The organism is Cryptosporangium aurantiacum (assembly GCF_900143005.1).
Lineage (GTDB): Bacteria > Actinomycetota > Actinomycetes > Mycobacteriales > Cryptosporangiaceae > Cryptosporangium > Cryptosporangium aurantiacum.
Window position 1 is genome coordinate 87,470 of sequence record NZ_FRCS01000010.1, and the last position, 16,164, is coordinate 103,633.

The following is a 16,164-nucleotide window of genomic DNA, read 5'->3' on the forward strand; positions in this document are numbered from 1 at the left end:
CCTCGGCGACCCGGCAGACGCGTCCGGGTCGCTGAGGAAGTCGTTATTCGACGGGCTTCCCAGTACTGAGGGGTAGCGTCCGGAAACGACGATCGATGTGGTCGCGGATGGCGGGGAATCGGTCGGTTTCCACCCGGGTCTCCGACCAGGCGCGACGCAACGTGTCGACGGTCGTAGCGGCGGTGTCCCGAGCGGCACCGTCGTCTATCCCGACACGTTCGGCGAGCGCCGACACATGGTCGAGGCTGATGCGTTCGAAGATGGTCTCGCCGAGCCATGGAAGGGCGAACGGCGAGTACGGCCGCAGATAGACGGTGGTCGACAGAAAATCGTAAACCGGGCTCAGTTCCGGCGTTCGACCATCACGATAGATCAGCGACCAGTTCTTCAGATGAGCATCGTTGTTGCCGGTAAGGATCATTGCAACGAGGCGTCGGATATATTCCATGAATGCGGATTCGCCTGTCAGAGCTGCGATGATCGATCCGAGCCCCTCGACCGTATGAGGACCCACGCCCGGCATGTCGTATTTGAATCGTGGTTCGACCTCGAGCACCTGTGCGAAGTCTTCGATGTGTACGGGTCCATCGGGGCTCCGGTCGAACCGGGGAATGAGATAGACGAGGTCATCCGGCGTGGCCATCCCTTCCGGGAGGCCCTCGATCACCCGCGCGGGCGCTAGCTCAGGGACCGGCACCTCAAAACCCGCTCGTGCCAACCAGGTCATGACGATGTACTCATTGGCTGGTACGTTCGGGTTCGCGCGGTCCGGCAATTTCGCGATCCACCAGGTGCCCCGGTCGCGAACGGGAATGCTCAAACGGTCAGCAGGCACCGACAGCTTTCCCTGCATTCCGGAGAGCGAGGACCAGCGTACGTGATCGTCGGGGTCGGGCTCAGGACCGAAATCCTCCACGGTTTCGGAGCGAAGGACCTGGTCGGCGATCTCTGGATCCTCCACGACCCTCAGCGTTACCGCGCCTGGTAGGTCGGTGCGGAGTTGCAGCAGCAAGCGAGGATCGTCCAATTGGCCCCGGCCCAGCGTCTGTTCAATGTAGCGGCGTAGCGCACCGCCGCTCTCTGGGAGGAGGTTGGCGAACCAGGCCGGAACTCCGGTTCGTTCCTGCCGTACTGCTCCCGGACTCTCCTCAAAAGCCTGACCGAGCACCAGGTGGTCAGAAACATCGACACGATCAGTGTAATAGAAGCGCGATCCTCCGCGCGTCAACACCATGTGGCCGACGTGATGATCGTGCAACTGAACGATGGCGACCACTTGCTTTTTCACTTGAGAGTCCCGGAACGCATCAGATCTCTAATCGTCCGTCCATCGCGCGCCCCCCACTCGGCCATCCGATCGATGTGGTTGTTGATAGCTGCCTCAACCAATAGCTGTCGATGTTCGAAAAATTCGTCTGTCCGACCTTGGTGGAGAAGCTCGACGGCTGCCTCGTCGAGGAGGTGGCTGTCGGCAATTCCTTGATCGACCTTCGTCAGCGCGGCGGCAACGTTGGTCCCACCAAGAGCCCCATGGACGATGCGATTCGCGGCGCTCTTGCTGAGTGGGCTGGAACTTTGCGTGACGACTTGCCGCCATGGGTTCTTCGGGCCTGCATCCAGGAGTTGGGTGGGCTCAAGAATTGCACCCGTCCGGAGATCGCGGGGTTCCTGTGCGAGGAATCCGAGGAGAATTAGCTTGCCGACCGTCAGTCCGATACTGATGCTGGATAGCGGGATAGGCCTGGAAGGCCGCTTGTGCGGCACGGTCTGCAACAATCGCTCCGCCGAAGCCAGCGGATCCTGGTCGATAGTGGCTACGGCCCGGCGAATCGTAGTCACGCTCACACTCTGGTGGCCGAGTCCCGAGACAGCCTCTCGCCAGATCCATCGGCGCAATAGCTCTGCAGCACGGCCCTCCGGATGCCCGTGCAATCCGCAGAACCGAGTGAGAACGTAGAGCGTATGAGTGTGGGGAAGGATCCGAATGTGCGGTATGCCAGCTCCGGCCCGTAGGAACTCCACCGCACGAGTCACGGCGCTGAGCGTGTGATCCAGTGCCTCGCTGAACTCAGTCGGGTTGTCGAACTCGCCGTGTGGGTCGCGGAAGACATCGCTGCCGCGATAGGCGCGGACACACCGCAGCGCCGCGTCCTCCTCCAGCTTGCCGAAGCCCAGATCGGCCACTCGTGCAGTTAGCGTGTTCAGCGTGTCCGGCGCCGTTCCCGCAGCGTTGAGGGCATGAAAAACCTCGGAGAGTGTCATGGGCCGACCGCTGTTGTTCATTCGATCGAAGATCAGGCGAAGATCGCGCTCGTCATCACCGCTGACCGTGTACGTCGGTATCTGATACTCGCGCACTGTCGCGGATACTTCTTCGATCATGTCGATCTGCTCGTCGGTGATCCACTCGCTGTTCAAACGCAACCAGGCGAGCAATCGCTTGGTGTCGAGGAGGCGAGACACCGGGAGCCAGACCGGATTAGCCTCGAACGGCTCGATGACCGAGCGAAACTCCTCATTGGATACATCCAAGACGATGCGCAATCGTGGATCAGCTACGTCGTCCGGGGCCGTCAGGGCCCCGACGATGCTGATGATGCGCTGTTGACCGTCGACCACCCAATTCGCGTCCGGAACGGCTGGAACACGCATTTGTATCGGGCCAAGACTGAGTTCGCCCTCCGCGGCCGGGCGTCGCCAGAACAGAAGGCTCCCGATCGGAAACCCCCGCCGGAGACTGTCGAAGAGGGTAACGACGTCAGTCGGCTGCCACTTGTATGGTCGCTGGAAGGGGGGAATTCGGACTTTCCCGGCCCGGACCTCTGTCACGAGGTCGACCGTCGTCAGGTAGCCGGTGCGCGGCCGACCCAGCGTCGTCATGGCACCTCCTTCCTCGCTAAAAGGCTATCGGAGGTACCGACGAGTTGAGTTCACGCCGGTCGATGCGTCGTCAGGAGTTCGACCGCTTCGTCGACGTCGTCGGTGAGGTGAACGACCGCGGGCACCTCGGGGGCCTGAGTGAACAGCGGCCGCAGCAGCGCCTCCACCGGCAGCACGTCCGTCCAGTACCGACGGTCCAGGAAGATCATCGGCCCGGACGCTCCGTCGCTGCGGTAGAACGCCTTGGTCGCCGCCTGGAACACCTCCTGCACGGTGCCCGCCTTGCCCGGCGCGAACACGATGCCGCCGCGGGCCGCGCGCAGGATCGTGTCCTCCCGGATCGCGTTCGAGAAGTATTTTGCGATCCGGGCAGCGAACAAATTGGCCGGTTCGTGTCCGTAGAGCCAGGTCGGGATCGACAGCCCGCCGGCCCATGGCTCGGCCGACGGGTATCGCGCCCGGACCGCCAGCGCCGCTGCGGTGTACGGCTCGTGGTCGACGAAGTACGGCGCCGCGGACAACTCCTTGAGAGCGGCGTCCAGCGCTTCGGCCGACGGCACGTAGGCCCCGAGGTTGGCCGCTTCCATCACGCCCGGCCCGCCGCCGGTCAGCACCAGCGCACCGGCGTCGGCCAGCGCCCGGCCCAGCGTCGCGGCCTCCCGGTACGCCACCGAACCGCGGGGCTCGGCGTGTCCGCCCATGACACCGACCACCGGTCCGGTCGACGCGGACGCCCAGGCGGCCAGCGCGTCCGACAGTGCGTTGTCGATGCCGTGGTCGTGCAGTCGCTGCGAGAGCGCCTCGCGGATCGGCGGCAGCGGGCCGCCGTGCTCGACGAAGTGCCGGTAGACGACCGAGTCGTACATGCCTGCGAAGCCGCTCGCCTCGAACCCGACGGTCAGGTCGGCCGCGGTGTAGAGCGTCGACGGGTGAGTCGGGTAGGGCGCGTGGGCGAGCTCCGGCACCACGGACGCGCCACGCGCTACGAGGTCGGCGGCCTCCGGTGCGTTCAGCCGGCAGCCGAGGAACAGCGTGTCCTCGACCGTGACGTCGGCCAGCGAGATCCCGGTGAGGTCCAAACCTTGAACCGCGAGCCCGCTCAACGTCCGTTTGTCCAGCCAGATCCTGAGTTCGGCCAGGGTCTCTACTTCGTCCGGGGTGGCGTCCACCGTCCCATATTGCCGGTCGGCGCAAAGTCGGTGGAATGTACGTCAGATCGCGGACGCCACGAGTTTCCGCCAAGTTTCCTTGGATCGCGCGGCATGGTTTCGCAGCGATGATTTGTTATGGCTGGCTAGCGGCTTCACTGCGTCGCGTAATACTGCCCACACCTGGAGGCACGGTGGTTCGCTGTGTCCTCCCGCCCGTCAGGATGAACCCATGAGCCTTCCTCGAGACCTCCTCCCGCAGCCGCCCGCCACGCTCCTGCCGGAGGACCCGGAGGAACTGGCGGCGGTCCGGGCCGCAGCGGCCGGCGAGGAGGACCCCTCCGCCGTCGCGGCTCGCTACCCGACGAGCAGCGGTGCCTGGGCCGTACTCGCCGACCAGGCGTTCGCGAAGGGCGACGCGATCGCCTCGTACGCGTACGCGCGCACTGGTTACCACCGGGGCCTCGACGCGCTGCGCCGCAACGGCTGGAAGGGCCACGGTCCGGTTCCGTTCTCGCACGAGGGCAACCAGGGCTTCCTCCGGGCGCTGAACGCGCTGGCCCGCGCTGCGCTCGAGATCGGCGAGTCCGACGAGGCCGCGCGCTGCGCCCAGTTCCTCCGCGACTCGGATCCGTCAGCGGCCGACCGCATGTGAACGTGACAACGGCGGGCAACCCCTGCCCGCCGTTGTCGCGTTTCATCCGGCTTCTTCCGGGCGAGCCTTCTTCGGCAGCAGGAACGACAGCCCGGCCAGCACCACCATCAGCGCGGCGTCGATCAGCAGCAGTTTTTGCGCGGCGTCGGTGAAGATCTCCTTGCTCGCGGCGGCGCCCTCGTCCGCCAGCACCGCGCCGACCTCCGGGGTTACCGACGCCCGGCAACTCTCCGGCGTCGCGGCCGGATCGTCCGCGGTGGCCCGGTCCCGCACGCAGTCGCGGAAGTCCGCGACGATCTCCTCCTGGGCGGCGGCGGGTACTCCGGCGGCGGACAGCTCGGCGCGGAGGGACGGCGTCACGGACCCGACCCCACTGATCACCGCGCTCCCGAGCAGGCCCACGAACACCGAGGTCAGTACCGCGACCCCGACCGTGGCGCCGAGCTGCTGGATCGCGTTGAGCAGCCCGCTCGCCGAGCCGACCTCGGTGTCGTCCACGTCGCCGAGCGCGATGTCGAAGAACGGCGCCACCACGCCGCCCATGCCGATGCCTGCGACCAGCAACCCCGGCGCGAACGCGACGCTGCTGACCGACGAGCCCGCGATCTCCAGCGTGAGCCACACCCCGGCGATGCCCGCGGCCATCACCAGCGCGGAACCGACCACGACGTACCGGCCGAAGCGCGGCACCAGCACGCCCATTGCGAGTCCGGCGCCCACCGCGACGCCGAACGGCCACGGGCCCATCGTCAGACCGGCGCGCAGCGGGGTGTAACCCAGGCCGATCTGCAGGTAGAGGGTCATGACCAGCATCAGACCGCTCATCCCGGCGAAGAACAGCAAGCCGACGACGAGCGAGCTGCTGAAACTGCGCTTGCCGAACAGGCTGGGCATCACCAGCGGTGCACGTCCGTGTCGTGAACGCCGCACCAGGTGGACGCCGAGCAGCACGAACAGCACAACACCGAGGGCGAGACACCCGAAGATCCACCGTGGCCAGTCCAGTTCGTTGCCCTGCACCAGCGGATAGACCACCAGGAACGCCGCGGCGGTCGCGAGCCCGGCGCCGAGCGGGTCGAGCCCGCCTGCCGACGGCGTCCGGTCCTCCCGTAAGACGGTCACCGCACCGATCAGCGCGACGAGGCCGAGCGGCACGTTGATCAGGAAGATCATGCGCCAGCCGGTACCGAACAGGTCGGCATCCACGAGCGCGCCACCGACGATCGGCCCGGCCACCGCGGAGAGCCCCATCACCGGGCCGAAGAACGCGAACGCCTTGCCGAGTTGGTCGGGCGGGAACGCGGCCCGGATCAGCCCGAAGCCCTGCGGGATGAGGAGTGCGGCGAACAGTCCCTGGAGGAGTCGGGAGCCGATCAGCATGCCTGGCGAGACGGCGAGCGCGCAGGCGGCGGAGCTGAGCGTGAAGCCGGCGACACCGATCACGAATAGGCGTTTCCGGCCGTAGAGGTCGCCGAGGCGACCGGCGGTGAGCAGTCCGACCGCGAACGCCAGCGTGTAGCCGGCCGAGATCCACTGGATCGACGCGTAGGTGCCGCCGAGATCGTCGCGGATCGCGGGTGAGGCGACGCCGACGATCGTGGTGTCGAGCAGGTCCATCACCTCGGCGACGAGGACGACGGCCAGGGCGAGCCAGGCGAGCCGCCCGCCGGCCCGATAGCCGTCGGGCGGGCGGGCAGGCGCGGTGGGGGTTTCTATCTGGGAAGTCACGAGGATGGCTCCTTTACGAACAGTGTTCCGTTGCAACGAACACCGTTCTATGATCGAACGGCGTTCGTGTCAAGTACAGTGTTCGGAGGATCGGCGAGGGGAGCAGCGTTGGACGACATGCCGGTACCGCCCTGGCGCGAGCGCAAGAAGACCGCTTCGGTCCGGCGTCCGCTCAGCTACGAGCAGATCGTCGACGCGGCGATGACCGTCCTCGACTCCGAGGGCGTCGACGCGATGAGCATGCGGCGCGTCGCACAGGAACTCGGCACCGGCGCCGCGTCGCTGTACGCGCACGTCCAGAACAAAGAAGAGCTGGTCGACGCGGTGGTCGACCGTGTGCTCGCCACCGTGGAGTTCCCCGAACTGACCGGCGACTGGCGCCAGGACTTCACCCGGTTCGCCTACGCCACCCGCGAGGCGCTCATCGCTCACCGGGACGTCGCCAAAGCACTGTGGGGCCGCGTCCCGACCGGCCCGAACGCGATGCGGCTGAGCAACGAGGTATTCGGGATCCTGCGCCGGATCGGCCTACCCGACCAGCTCGCAGCCTGGGCCGGCCCGCTGCTGTTCGACTACATCACCGCGGACGCCCACGAGGGCAGCCTCTACGCTGCGGCGTTCGGCGATGCGGACAACGGCCAGCAGTACTTCAAGGGGCTCGGGGCGTACTTCGCCAGCCTGCCCGCCGACCGGTTCCCGCACGTCGTCGAGCTCTCCGAGGCCCTCACCACCGGTGGCGGCGAGGAACGGTTCGCGTTCGGCCTCGACGTCCTGCTCACCGGCCTCGCGGCCAAAGCAGCCGCGTCAGAGGCCCTCGGCGATAGCGGCGGCGATACGTAGCCAGGCGTTGCGAGTACGAGCCGACAGCTCGCCGTACCGGATCGGCTCACCCGAGTCGAGCAGCTTCTCGTACGGCGCCAGCAGCACCGCGCGCGTCCGGGCCGCGAAGTGCCGCTGGATCGCAGGCAGGTCGACGTCCTTCCGGCTGGCCGCCATCGCGACCACGGTGACCGCCCGGCGCACGAGCTCGTGCCGCCCGGTCTGGTCGAGGTGGTCGAGCATCCGCGCCGCGGTCTCCGCCGAGTCGCCGCGCGCCGACATCGTGACGACGAGCTGGTCGGTCGCGTCGATCGCGGCCTGCCAGTTCTCCGCCCGGACGTTGTTCCCGGTGTCGACGACGATCAGCTTGTAGAACCGGCTGACGACCTCGCGGATGTTGACGAACGCCTGCGCGGTGAGCATCTCACCGGCGGTCGCCGACTCGTCCGACGCCAGGACGTCGAACATCGCCTCACCCTGCGACCGGACGTACGGCGTCAGGTCGCCGACCTTGCCGCTGTTCTGGAAGCTCGGCAGCGCGCGCAGGACGTCCCGGACCGTGTGGACGTGGTAGTCCTGCTGGGAGCGCATGCCCAGCGTCCCCTGGGTCTCGTTGTTGTCCCAGGCCAGGACGTAACCACCGCGGTTCTGGCCGAACGTCATCGCGGTCATCAGCACCGCGACGGTCTTGCCCGCGCCGCCCTTCGGGTTGACGACCGTGACCTGGCGCAGCCCGCCGAAGTTCCGCCGGACCTTCGCGACCGCGTCCCGGTACTCGATCTCCCGCTTCGACAGCTGCGGGCTCACGGTGCCGAACGTGACCCGCCGAATCAGCGCGGGTACGCCCATCGTCGGTTCTGGCGGCCGGGGCCGGTGCGCCCTGCGGGCGGCGAATTCCTCCGCGGTCGGTGGTACGGCCGGTTGGTCGAAGCTGGGCTGGCCCGGGCCGGTCCGCCACTCCGGCTGCGGCGTCTGCCGTGGTGGCTGTTCCTGCAACGGTTGTGGACGCTCGGCGGCAGTGTCCGGCGCGGGCCGGTAGGCGTAGTGGTCTGCGGGCCGATGTAGGTCGTGTGCGGCTGGTGGTGGTACCGGAGGCGGACCGGCCGGAGGCTGTTCGGTGGGCCACGCCGCCGCAGCCGGTGGCGCCGCCCATTCCTGGGCCGGTTGGTCCGGCGCGGGCTCCGGTGCGGGCTCTGGCTCCGGGGGCGGCGCCGGCCACTGCGGTGCGGTCAACGGGTCGGGCTCAGCGTGCTGCCCCGAGACGGGCTGCCCCGAGACGGGCTGCCCGTAGGTCGGCTGCCCGGATACCGGGTGGTTGTACACCGGCTGCCCGGAGATGGGCTGCCCGGAGATGGGCTGCCCGGAGATGGGCTGCCCGGAGATGGGCTGCCCGGAGATGGGCTGCCCGGATACCGGGTGGTCGTACACGGGCTGGCCGGAGATCGGCTGTCCCGACGTCGGCGGGGTGGCCGAGGGGTCGCCGGAGACCGGGAACCCGCCCTGCTCGGAGGTCGGCTGCCCGGAGACCGGGTGGTTCGGATCCGCGGGTGCGGGCCACTGCTGCTCCGGCGCCTGCCATTGCTGGGGCTGGTGGGGCTGCTGGGGCTGGGGCGGCTGGTGGGGCGGCGGCGCGGGCTGCTGCTGGGCGGGCCACTGTGGCTGCTGCGCAGGCCATTGCTGCTGCTCCTGCGGGGGCCACTGGTTCTCCTGCCCCGGCCACTGCTGCTGCGCGGGCCACTCCTGCTGGGCAGGCCACTGGTTCTCCTGGCCGGGCCACTGCTGTTGCGCGGGCCACTGCGGTTCCGGCGCCGGCCAGCCGGGCTGCTGCTGCGGCCACTGCGCCGGTTGCTGCTGCGCCTGCCACTGCTGCTGGTCGTGCGGTGCCTGCGCCGGCCACTGCTGCTGGCCCGGCGGCTGCTGGGCGGGCCATTGCTGTTGTTCGTGCGGTTGCTGCGGCGGCCACTGCTGCTGGCCCGGTGGCTGCTGCGCCGGCCACTGCTGGCCCTGCGGCTGCGCGGGCCACTGGTGCTGCCCCGGCGACTGGTGCTGCCCCGGCGACTGGTGCTGCCCCGGCGACTGGTGCTGCCCCGGCCACTGCTGCTCCGCGCCCGGCGTCTGGTGCTGCTCCGCGCCCGGCCACGGCGGCTGGCCACCGGGCGACTGCTCCGCGCCCGGCCACTGCGGTTGGCTGCCGGGCGGCTGCTCTGTGCCTGGCCACTGCGGTTGGCTGCCGGGCGACTGCTCCGTGCCCGGCCACGGTGGTTCGCCACCGGACTGCGGCTGCGGCGTCGGCTGTTGCTGGGGCTGGGCACCGGCCTCTGGCGACGCCGGCCGGTCCGCGGCCTCCTGATCGCGGAGCTGGCCGAGCCACTGCTGGTCCGCCGAGTCAAGGTCACCGGAACCCACCTGACCCGGCCAACCCTGCGCCGACGGCGGCTGCCACTGCTCGTCCGGTGCCACGCCGGGCACGGTCTGGGCGTGCGGCCCGGGGTCCTGCGGTGGCGCCGACTGGGGGCCGTCGGGCCTCGGCCACTGCGGCAGCGTCGGCTGCTCGCTCGGCGACGGCGGCCCGGAGGTCGTGGCGTCCGGGCCCGGCTGCGCGGGCACCTCGGGCGTCTCGGCGATCCGGACGACCCCGTTCGTGCCGGTGGTGCTCTCCGCCCATCCGGAACCGGACTGCAGGTGCTGGGCCGCCTGCACACCGTTGGACGACGCCTCCGAGGACCCGGGTGTCGTCGGCTCTGGCCATCCGATCGCGGACGGCTCGCCGGACACCTCGGAGTGCGCCCCGGAACCGGGACGACCGTTGGCCTCACCGTTGCTCTGGCCGGTGCCTTGCACGGATTGGAACCCCCCAACATTTGGCCGGAGCACTGCAGTGGAGTATGCCCAATATCCATACTGCCGGTACCTACCAATGGCCGATAACGCCGGTTACCGGGTGTAGACGCCCCAGGCCCCGCGCTCCATCCACCAGGTTCGCTTCCTGGTCACGGTGCCGCTCACGCCGTCGTCGATCAGCGGGACGGCGTCCTCAGCGGTATTCGTCACGATGTTGAGCGACACCGCGCGGCCGCGTGCCCGCCGTACCTCGATCTCACCGTGCGCGCGCCTGCGGCCGAACAGGCCGCGCGTCGGCGCTGCCGGCAGCGCCAGCCCCACCTCCAGGACGCCGTCCGCCGGATCGGCGCTGACCACCAGCGGCAGCCCGCTGAGGTCGGTGTACCCGTCGGCGTTGGCGATCGCGCAGGCCAGCAGCGGTTCGGTGCCGTCGGTGAGCAGTGTGTCGTCGACGTCGATCCGGGCGTGCCAGGCAACCGGACGGCCACTCGTATCCGCGCCGCCGAGCAGCGCGCCGTGCAACGTCACCGAGCCGCCGTCGTGGCGCAGCAGGTCGACCCGCCGCTCGGCACCCTCGAGCACTGCGGCGGCCACGTCCGCGGGCGTGCGTGGAAGCCCCAACTTCGCCGCGAGGTCGGCGTCCCCATGCGCTTCGAGAGGCAGGACCCCGATGGCGGGAAGGTCGGGCACCGTGCGGTCGCTGGGCAGGTCGGCGGGGCGCTCGCCGCCCCGCGGCAGCGACCGGCGAACCATCCGGCGCAGCACCGCCCGCAGCTGACCGTCGCCGCCGGCGACCACCAGGCGGGCACCGTCCACGGACGCTCGCTTCACAGCGGCGTCGACCTCGGAATCCGAATCCAGCTCGAGCACCTCTACGTCCGCGCCCTTCCGGAGCGCGTCGCGACAGGCCAGCACGGGTACCCGGGTAGCGACGCCCGGACCCGGCGCGAGAAGCAGCACGTCCACGTTCGTTAGCCTTACATCCTGTCCGTGCCGGGGTTAATGGAGGACCGTATGCCCGCGATCGTGCTCGTCGGTGCCCAATGGGGGGACGAGGGTAAGGGTAAGGCCACCGACCTCCTCGGCGGTTCGGTCCAGTGGGTCGTCCGGTACCAGGGTGGCAACAACGCCGGGCACACGGTGATCACCCCGGACGGGGAGAAGTACGCGCTGCACCTGATCCCGTCCGGGATCCTCACGCCGAACACCACGTCGGTGATCGGCAACGGTGTCGTCGTCGACCCGGCCGTGCTGATCGGCGAGATGGACGGCCTGATCGAACGTGGTGTCGACGTGTCGAACCTGCGGATCTCGGCGGACGCGCACCTGATCATGCCGCACCACCGCGCGCTGGATAAGGTCACCGAGCGTTACCTCGGCAAGGCGCGGATCGGCACCACCGGGCGGGGCATCGGCCCGGCCTACGGTGACAAGCTCGCCCGGATCGGTATCCGGGTCGCCGACCTGCTCGACCCGGGCATCCTGCGCCGCAAGCTCGACACGGTGCTCGCCGAGAAGAACCAGATCCTGGTCAAGGTCTACAACCGCAAGGCGCTCGACCCGGCCGCAGTGGCCGAGGAGTACCTGGGGTACGCCGAGCGGCTGAAGCCGCACATCGCTGACAGCCGCTTGCTGCTGAACAAGGCGCTGGAGCGGGGCGAGACAGTGCTGCTCGAGGGGTCGCAGGGCACGCTGCTCGACGTCGACCACGGCACGTATCCGTTCGTGACCTCGTCGAACCCGACCGCGGGCGGTGCCTGCGCGGGCAGCGGCATCGGGCCCACCCGGATCACGAAGGTGATCGGGATCCTGAAGGCCTACACCACGCGGGTGGGGTCCGGCCCGTTCCCGACCGAGCTGCACGACGAGTACGGCGAGCGGCTGCGCAAGGTCGGCGGCGAGGTCGGCGTGACGACCGGGCGCAACCGCCGCACCGGCTGGTTCGATGCGGTGATCGCCCGGTACGCCACCCGGGTCAACGGACTGACCGATATCTTCCTGACGAAGCTCGACGTGCTGTCCGGCCTCGACCGGGTGCCGATCTGCGTCGGCTACGACGTCGACGGCGAGCGGATGGACGACATGCCGATGACGCAGACCGACTTCCACCACGCGAAGCCGATCTACGAGTACCTCGACGGTTGGTGGGAGGATCTGTCCGACGTCCGGACGTTCGCCGACCTGCCGAAGAACGCGCAGGCGTACGTCACTCGCCTGGAGGAGCTGTCCGGCACGCAGGTCAGCGTGATCGGCGTCGGCCCCGGCCGCGACCAGAACGTCGTGGTGCGTGACCTGATCTGAGTCGCTCGTCGGGTCGGCGGCCCGTGCGCGCCCCAGCTATAACGGCGGTACGAGACGGCGCTGGTGGGGCGGAGCGGGAGGCAGGTGACGATGGCGGACGACGATTCCGAGCGCAGGGTTTCCGAGCGCGGGGTTTCCGAGCGCGGGGCTTCCGAGCGCGGGGACTCCGAGCGCGGGACCGAGGAGCTTCAGTCGGCGCCGGCGGACACCGGGTTCGCCTCGCAATCGCGGCCCGGCCTTCCGCCGCGGTGGGTCGCGGGCGGCCGGACGTTATCCAAGCTCGACGGTCTGGGGCTCGCGGCTCGCCTGGCCCGGCTCGCGGTCGTCGTGGTGCTGCTGGTTGGCGCCGTCGTCGTCGCCGCGGTCACGGTGAGCGGGGTCGGGCCACCGTCGCAGGACGACCTTCGGCGGCAGGCCGGTCTGTTCGACAAGCGTCAGCTGCTGATCGGCGTCAAGGACGACCAGCCGGGGATGTCGCTGCTGGACAACGGCGTCTACCGCGGCTTCGACGTCGAGATCGCGTACCTGGTCGCTGCCAGCCTGGGGTTCGCCCCGGACGATGTGCGGTTGCTGACGATCGAGAGTGAGGACCGCGCCCGGCGTCAGGCCCTCGACGTGAAGACGAAGAAGATCGTCACGGTCGACCTGGTCGTGGCCACGTTCAGCATCACGCCGGCACGCGAGGCCGACCCGGACGTCTCGTTCTCGGCGCCGTATCTGCGTACCGAGCAGTCGGTTCTGACCCGGAAGACGTCCGCTCGGTACGAGGCGTTGTCCGACCTCGCCGACCGGAAGGTGTGCACGCTCAACACCACGACCTCGAAGCAGAACCTCGAGGCGGCCGGTGTGCTTCCGTTCGGCAAGAACAAGATCAGCGAGTGCGTCCGCGGGCTGGAGTCCGGCGCGTACGACGCGGTCTCCACCGACGCGGCGATCCTGGCCGGGTTCGTCTTCGAGAACCCCGGCAAGTTCACGATCCACGACATCGGGTCGGAGGGCAGCGAGCTCTACGGCATCAACGTCGGCACGAACGAGGCGCTGAAGACGCTCGTCGACCTCGCGCTCTACCGCTCGTACACCGAGCCGACCGACCGCCGCTGGGAGACCGCGTACGACACCTACCTGCGCCGGGAGCAGCCGAGCGCGATGCCGCAGCAGGTCGCGGTCGCCAAGCAGCCCGACGTCGAGAAGCCGCGGGTGCGGATCTGGCCGTGGGAGGACGAACAGTGACCCGGCCGCAGCCGGTCATGCTGCCCGCGCGCCGGCGCCGGGGCCGTGACCAGCAGTGGATGCTCACCGCGCTCCCGGCGTTCCCGCTGCTGTTGCTGGTGCTGCGGCTCTGGTACCTGAGTCGGCAGGACCTGCAGACGATGCTGCTGCTGGTCCAGAACGTGAGCCCGCTCGGTCTGATCGGCTCCCTGCTGATCACGCTGATCTGGGTGCCGCCGGTGTTCATCCTGGTCGGGCGGGCGTTGGGCGCGCTGCTGCTGGTCAGCTCGATCGACGCCGGGCGGTCGTGGCTGGCGCGTGCCGCGGGCCGGACGCCGGGCTGGGTGGTGCTGTCGGCGTTCGCGGTCGCCGCGGTCACCTGGCAACTGCGGTTCCTGCCGACGCTCGGCATGCTGCTGCTCGTCATCTTCGCGCTGGACGTCCGGCTGCGGTACGAGGATCACCCGCAGCTGATCCGGATGGCGTGCATCGTGGTGCCGGTGGTCTGTTCGGTGCTCGGCCTCCTGCTGTTCGGCCCGGCCACGCTGGACGCCGTCCGGGCGGGCGAGCCGGAGACCGCGTTCCTGCTGATCGCGCCGGTGGTGGCGCTGCCGTTCCTGACCGGTCCGGTGCCTGCGCCGTCCGCGCGGCTGGTGACGCACTGGGTTGCGATGGCCGGTCTGGTGATCGGGCCGATCCTGGTGGCCGCGATCTTCGTCCAGGCGCCGGTGTTGCCTGCGGTTGCGGTGGAGCTCAAGCCGGACGCGCTGGCCGACTCCTCGGCGGAGGAATCGGTCGGCGATCGGAGCGAGGTCACCGTGGTGCGGGGTCAGGTGATCACCGTGGACGACCGGGCGACGACGCTGCTGGAGTCCGGCGGCAAGGTCGAGTTCGTGGCGAACGACGCGGTGATCTCCCAGGTGCTCTGCCCGGACCCGATCGAGCCGCCGTACAGCGCGGTCGAGGTGCACGGGTGGCAGGTGGAGCGAGCGATGTTGTCCTGGCTGGCCCCGTCCCGTTCGTTATCCGACGACCCCGACCCCCGCTGCCTGGGCCGTCCCGCTCGACCAGGCGGTGGCTAGTTCGGCGATGCCGGCGTCGATGCGGTCGGTGGGCACGCTCGCGAAGCCGATCTTGACCGCGTTGAGCGCGCGTGGCTCGCGCAGGTGGTACGACTCGCTCGGCTCGACCAGGACGCTACGGGCGCGCGCCGCCGCAGCCAGCGCGCGGCTGTTCAGCTCGGGTGGCCCCACCACCCACAGCGCCGTACCACCGGCGGGGAACGTGTCCCCGAACGCCGGCCGCCACCCCAGGTGCGTATCCACCGCCGCGACGGTTCGCCGCCACCGGTCGCGCAGGATCGTGCGGGCCCGGCGGAGTGCCCTGGCGTAGTCGCCGGACGTGATCAGCAACGCCAGCGCCCGCTGCTGCTGTCCCGGCGCATGCCGCACCTGGAAGCGGCGCCGTTCGCGTAGCGCGGCGACCAGCCTGGCGTCCGCTACCAGGAAGCCCAGCCGCAGCCCCGGTGCCAGGAACTTCGAGAAACTGCCCAGGTAGACGACCTGCCCTCGGCGGTCGAGGGCCTTCAACGCCGGTGTCGGGCTGCCGGAGTACCGGAACTCCGCGTCGTAGTCGTCCTCGACGATCACCAGGTCGGGCGAGGCGTCCAGCAGCTGGTTCCGCCGCCCGACGGTGAGTGTCACGTTGGTCGGGTACTGGTGGCTCGGTGTCACGGCCACCGCGTCGCAGGAGGCCAGCGCGTCGGTCGGCACCAAACCGCCGCCGTCCACGTCCATCGGCACCAGCGACGCTCCGGCGCGCACCGCGATGTGCCAGAGGTCCGGGTAGCCGGGGTCCTCGACAGCCAGCCGCTTGCCCGGCCCGAGCAGCTCACCCGCGATCAGCGCCTGGCCCTGCTGCGAGCCGAGCGTCACCAGGACCTGCGACGGCTCGGCGTCGATGCCGCGGGCGGGGAGGATGTGCCGGCAGAGCGCCTCGACCAGCATCGGGTCGTCCGCGTCGCCGCTGTCGGAGAGGCTCGGCCAGAAGTTCGACCCCTCCATCGCGGCCCGCAGGGAACGCTGCCAGGCCCGGCGGGGGAACAGGTCGGCGGACGGCTGTCCGCTCAGGAACGGGTAGCGGTAGCGCTGCCAGTCGCGTGGCCGGTGCGAGATCGGGAGGTCGGCGTCGGGCGCCGGCGCGATCCGTGCGTCCCAGTCGAAGCGGCGTCCGGTGGGAGGGGGAGGAGGTTCGGCGTGCAGTTCGGCGTTGACCGCGAGCCCCGACCGCGGCATCGGCGTCACGTAACCCTCGGCGATGAGCTCCTGGTAGGCGGTGACCACGGTGTTGCGCGAGACCCCCAGTGCGGTGGCGAGTTCGCGGGACGACGGCAACCGGCCTTCGGTGCCCAATCGCCCGGCCAGGATCTCCCGCTCCAGCGCGGCCCGCAGTTGCCGGTACAGCGGCACGCTGCTGTTCCGGTCCAGCTCAGCCAGGAGGGTCACGGTTCCAGCGTCGCACAACTGGACTCATTACCAGCACATCAACTGGATCTTGTGACTGGTCCAGATCCGGGTGACGGTA

The 16,164-nt window shown here is 69.5% G+C and carries 12 protein-coding genes; 5 read left to right on the plus strand and 7 right to left on the minus strand.

The genetic code is table 11. The annotated features are described in order from the left end of the window. Positions 1–43: 43 nt before the first annotated feature. Genes BUB75_RS28965 through BUB75_RS28975 form a run of 3 tightly spaced genes read right to left on the minus strand, consistent with a single transcriptional unit; the run spans position 44 to position 4,049 of the window. Complete coding sequence (locus BUB75_RS28965) at positions 44–1,288, minus strand: type II toxin-antitoxin system HipA family toxin (RefSeq protein ID WP_073261158.1); 1,245 nt, start codon at positions 1,286–1,288, stop codon at positions 44–46. Beyond that, positions 1,285–2,880, minus strand: a complete 1,596-nt coding sequence (locus BUB75_RS28970; protein ID WP_073261160.1) for a GmrSD restriction endonuclease domain-containing protein — start codon at positions 2,878–2,880, stop codon at positions 1,285–1,287. Before BUB75_RS28970 ends, BUB75_RS28965 begins: the two co-directional genes overlap by 4 nt. Positions 2,881–2,930: 50 nt before the next feature. After that, positions 2,931–4,049, minus strand: coding sequence for an LOG family protein (locus tag BUB75_RS28975; RefSeq protein WP_073261162.1), 1,119 nt, complete (start codon positions 4,047–4,049; stop codon positions 2,931–2,933). A gap of 211 nt (positions 4,050–4,260) precedes the next feature. On the opposite strand from BUB75_RS28975, the gene BUB75_RS28980 reads away from it, so the two are divergent. After that, the gene (locus BUB75_RS28980) at positions 4,261–4,683 is read left to right on the plus strand and encodes a DUF3151 domain-containing protein (RefSeq protein ID WP_073261164.1); all 423 of its coding nucleotides are present in this window, start codon (positions 4,261–4,263) and stop codon (positions 4,681–4,683) included. Between the two features lie 42 nt (positions 4,684–4,725). Here BUB75_RS28980 and BUB75_RS28985 read toward each other — a convergent pair whose 3' ends face one another. Then, positions 4,726–6,411 carry an MFS transporter gene (locus BUB75_RS28985; RefSeq protein ID WP_084741854.1) on the minus strand — a complete coding sequence of 562 codons (1,686 nt, stop codon included), beginning with the start codon at positions 6,409–6,411 and terminating at the stop codon, positions 4,726–4,728. A gap of 117 nt (positions 6,412–6,528) precedes the next feature. Between BUB75_RS28985 and BUB75_RS28990 the strand changes: the two genes are divergently transcribed. Beyond that, entirely contained in the window at positions 6,529–7,251 is a 723-nt protein-coding gene (locus BUB75_RS28990; RefSeq protein WP_073261166.1) for a TetR/AcrR family transcriptional regulator, read from the plus strand. Here BUB75_RS28990 and BUB75_RS46530 read toward each other — a convergent pair. Beyond that, positions 7,216–10,071 carry a chromosome partitioning protein gene (locus BUB75_RS46530; RefSeq protein ID WP_178380001.1) on the minus strand — a complete coding sequence of 952 codons (2,856 nt, stop codon included), beginning with the start codon at positions 10,069–10,071 and terminating at the stop codon, positions 7,216–7,218. The genes BUB75_RS28990 and BUB75_RS46530 overlap by 36 nt on opposite strands. A 93-nt stretch (positions 10,072–10,164) precedes the next feature. Beyond that, entirely contained in the window at positions 10,165–11,037 is an 873-nt protein-coding gene (locus tag BUB75_RS29000; protein WP_073261168.1) for a diacylglycerol kinase family protein, read from the minus strand. Positions 11,038–11,085: 48 nt separating this feature from the next. Between BUB75_RS29000 and BUB75_RS29005 the strand changes: the two genes are divergently transcribed. The 3 genes from BUB75_RS29005 (at position 11,086) to BUB75_RS29015 (ending at position 14,663) form a co-directional block, all read left to right on the plus strand. Further along, complete coding sequence (locus tag BUB75_RS29005) at positions 11,086–12,372, plus strand: adenylosuccinate synthase (RefSeq protein WP_073261170.1); 1,287 nt, start codon at positions 11,086–11,088, stop codon at positions 12,370–12,372. Between the two features lie 90 nt (positions 12,373–12,462). Beyond that, entirely contained in the window at positions 12,463–13,602 is a 1,140-nt protein-coding gene (locus tag BUB75_RS29010; protein ID WP_143175464.1) for a transporter substrate-binding domain-containing protein, read from the plus strand. Then, positions 13,599–14,663, plus strand: coding sequence for a hypothetical protein (locus BUB75_RS29015; protein ID WP_218617828.1), 1,065 nt, complete (start codon positions 13,599–13,601; stop codon positions 14,661–14,663). Before BUB75_RS29010 ends, BUB75_RS29015 begins: the two co-directional genes overlap by 4 nt. On the opposite strand, the gene pdxR is transcribed toward BUB75_RS29015, so the two are convergent. Beyond that, positions 14,604–16,085 (minus strand): MocR-like pyridoxine biosynthesis transcription factor PdxR, encoded by a 1,482-nt coding sequence (gene pdxR / locus BUB75_RS29020; protein WP_073261173.1) that lies wholly within the window; start codon positions 16,083–16,085, stop codon positions 14,604–14,606. The two genes, BUB75_RS29015 and pdxR, sit on opposite strands and share 60 nt — an antisense overlap. Between the last annotated feature and the right edge of the window lie 79 nt (positions 16,086–16,164).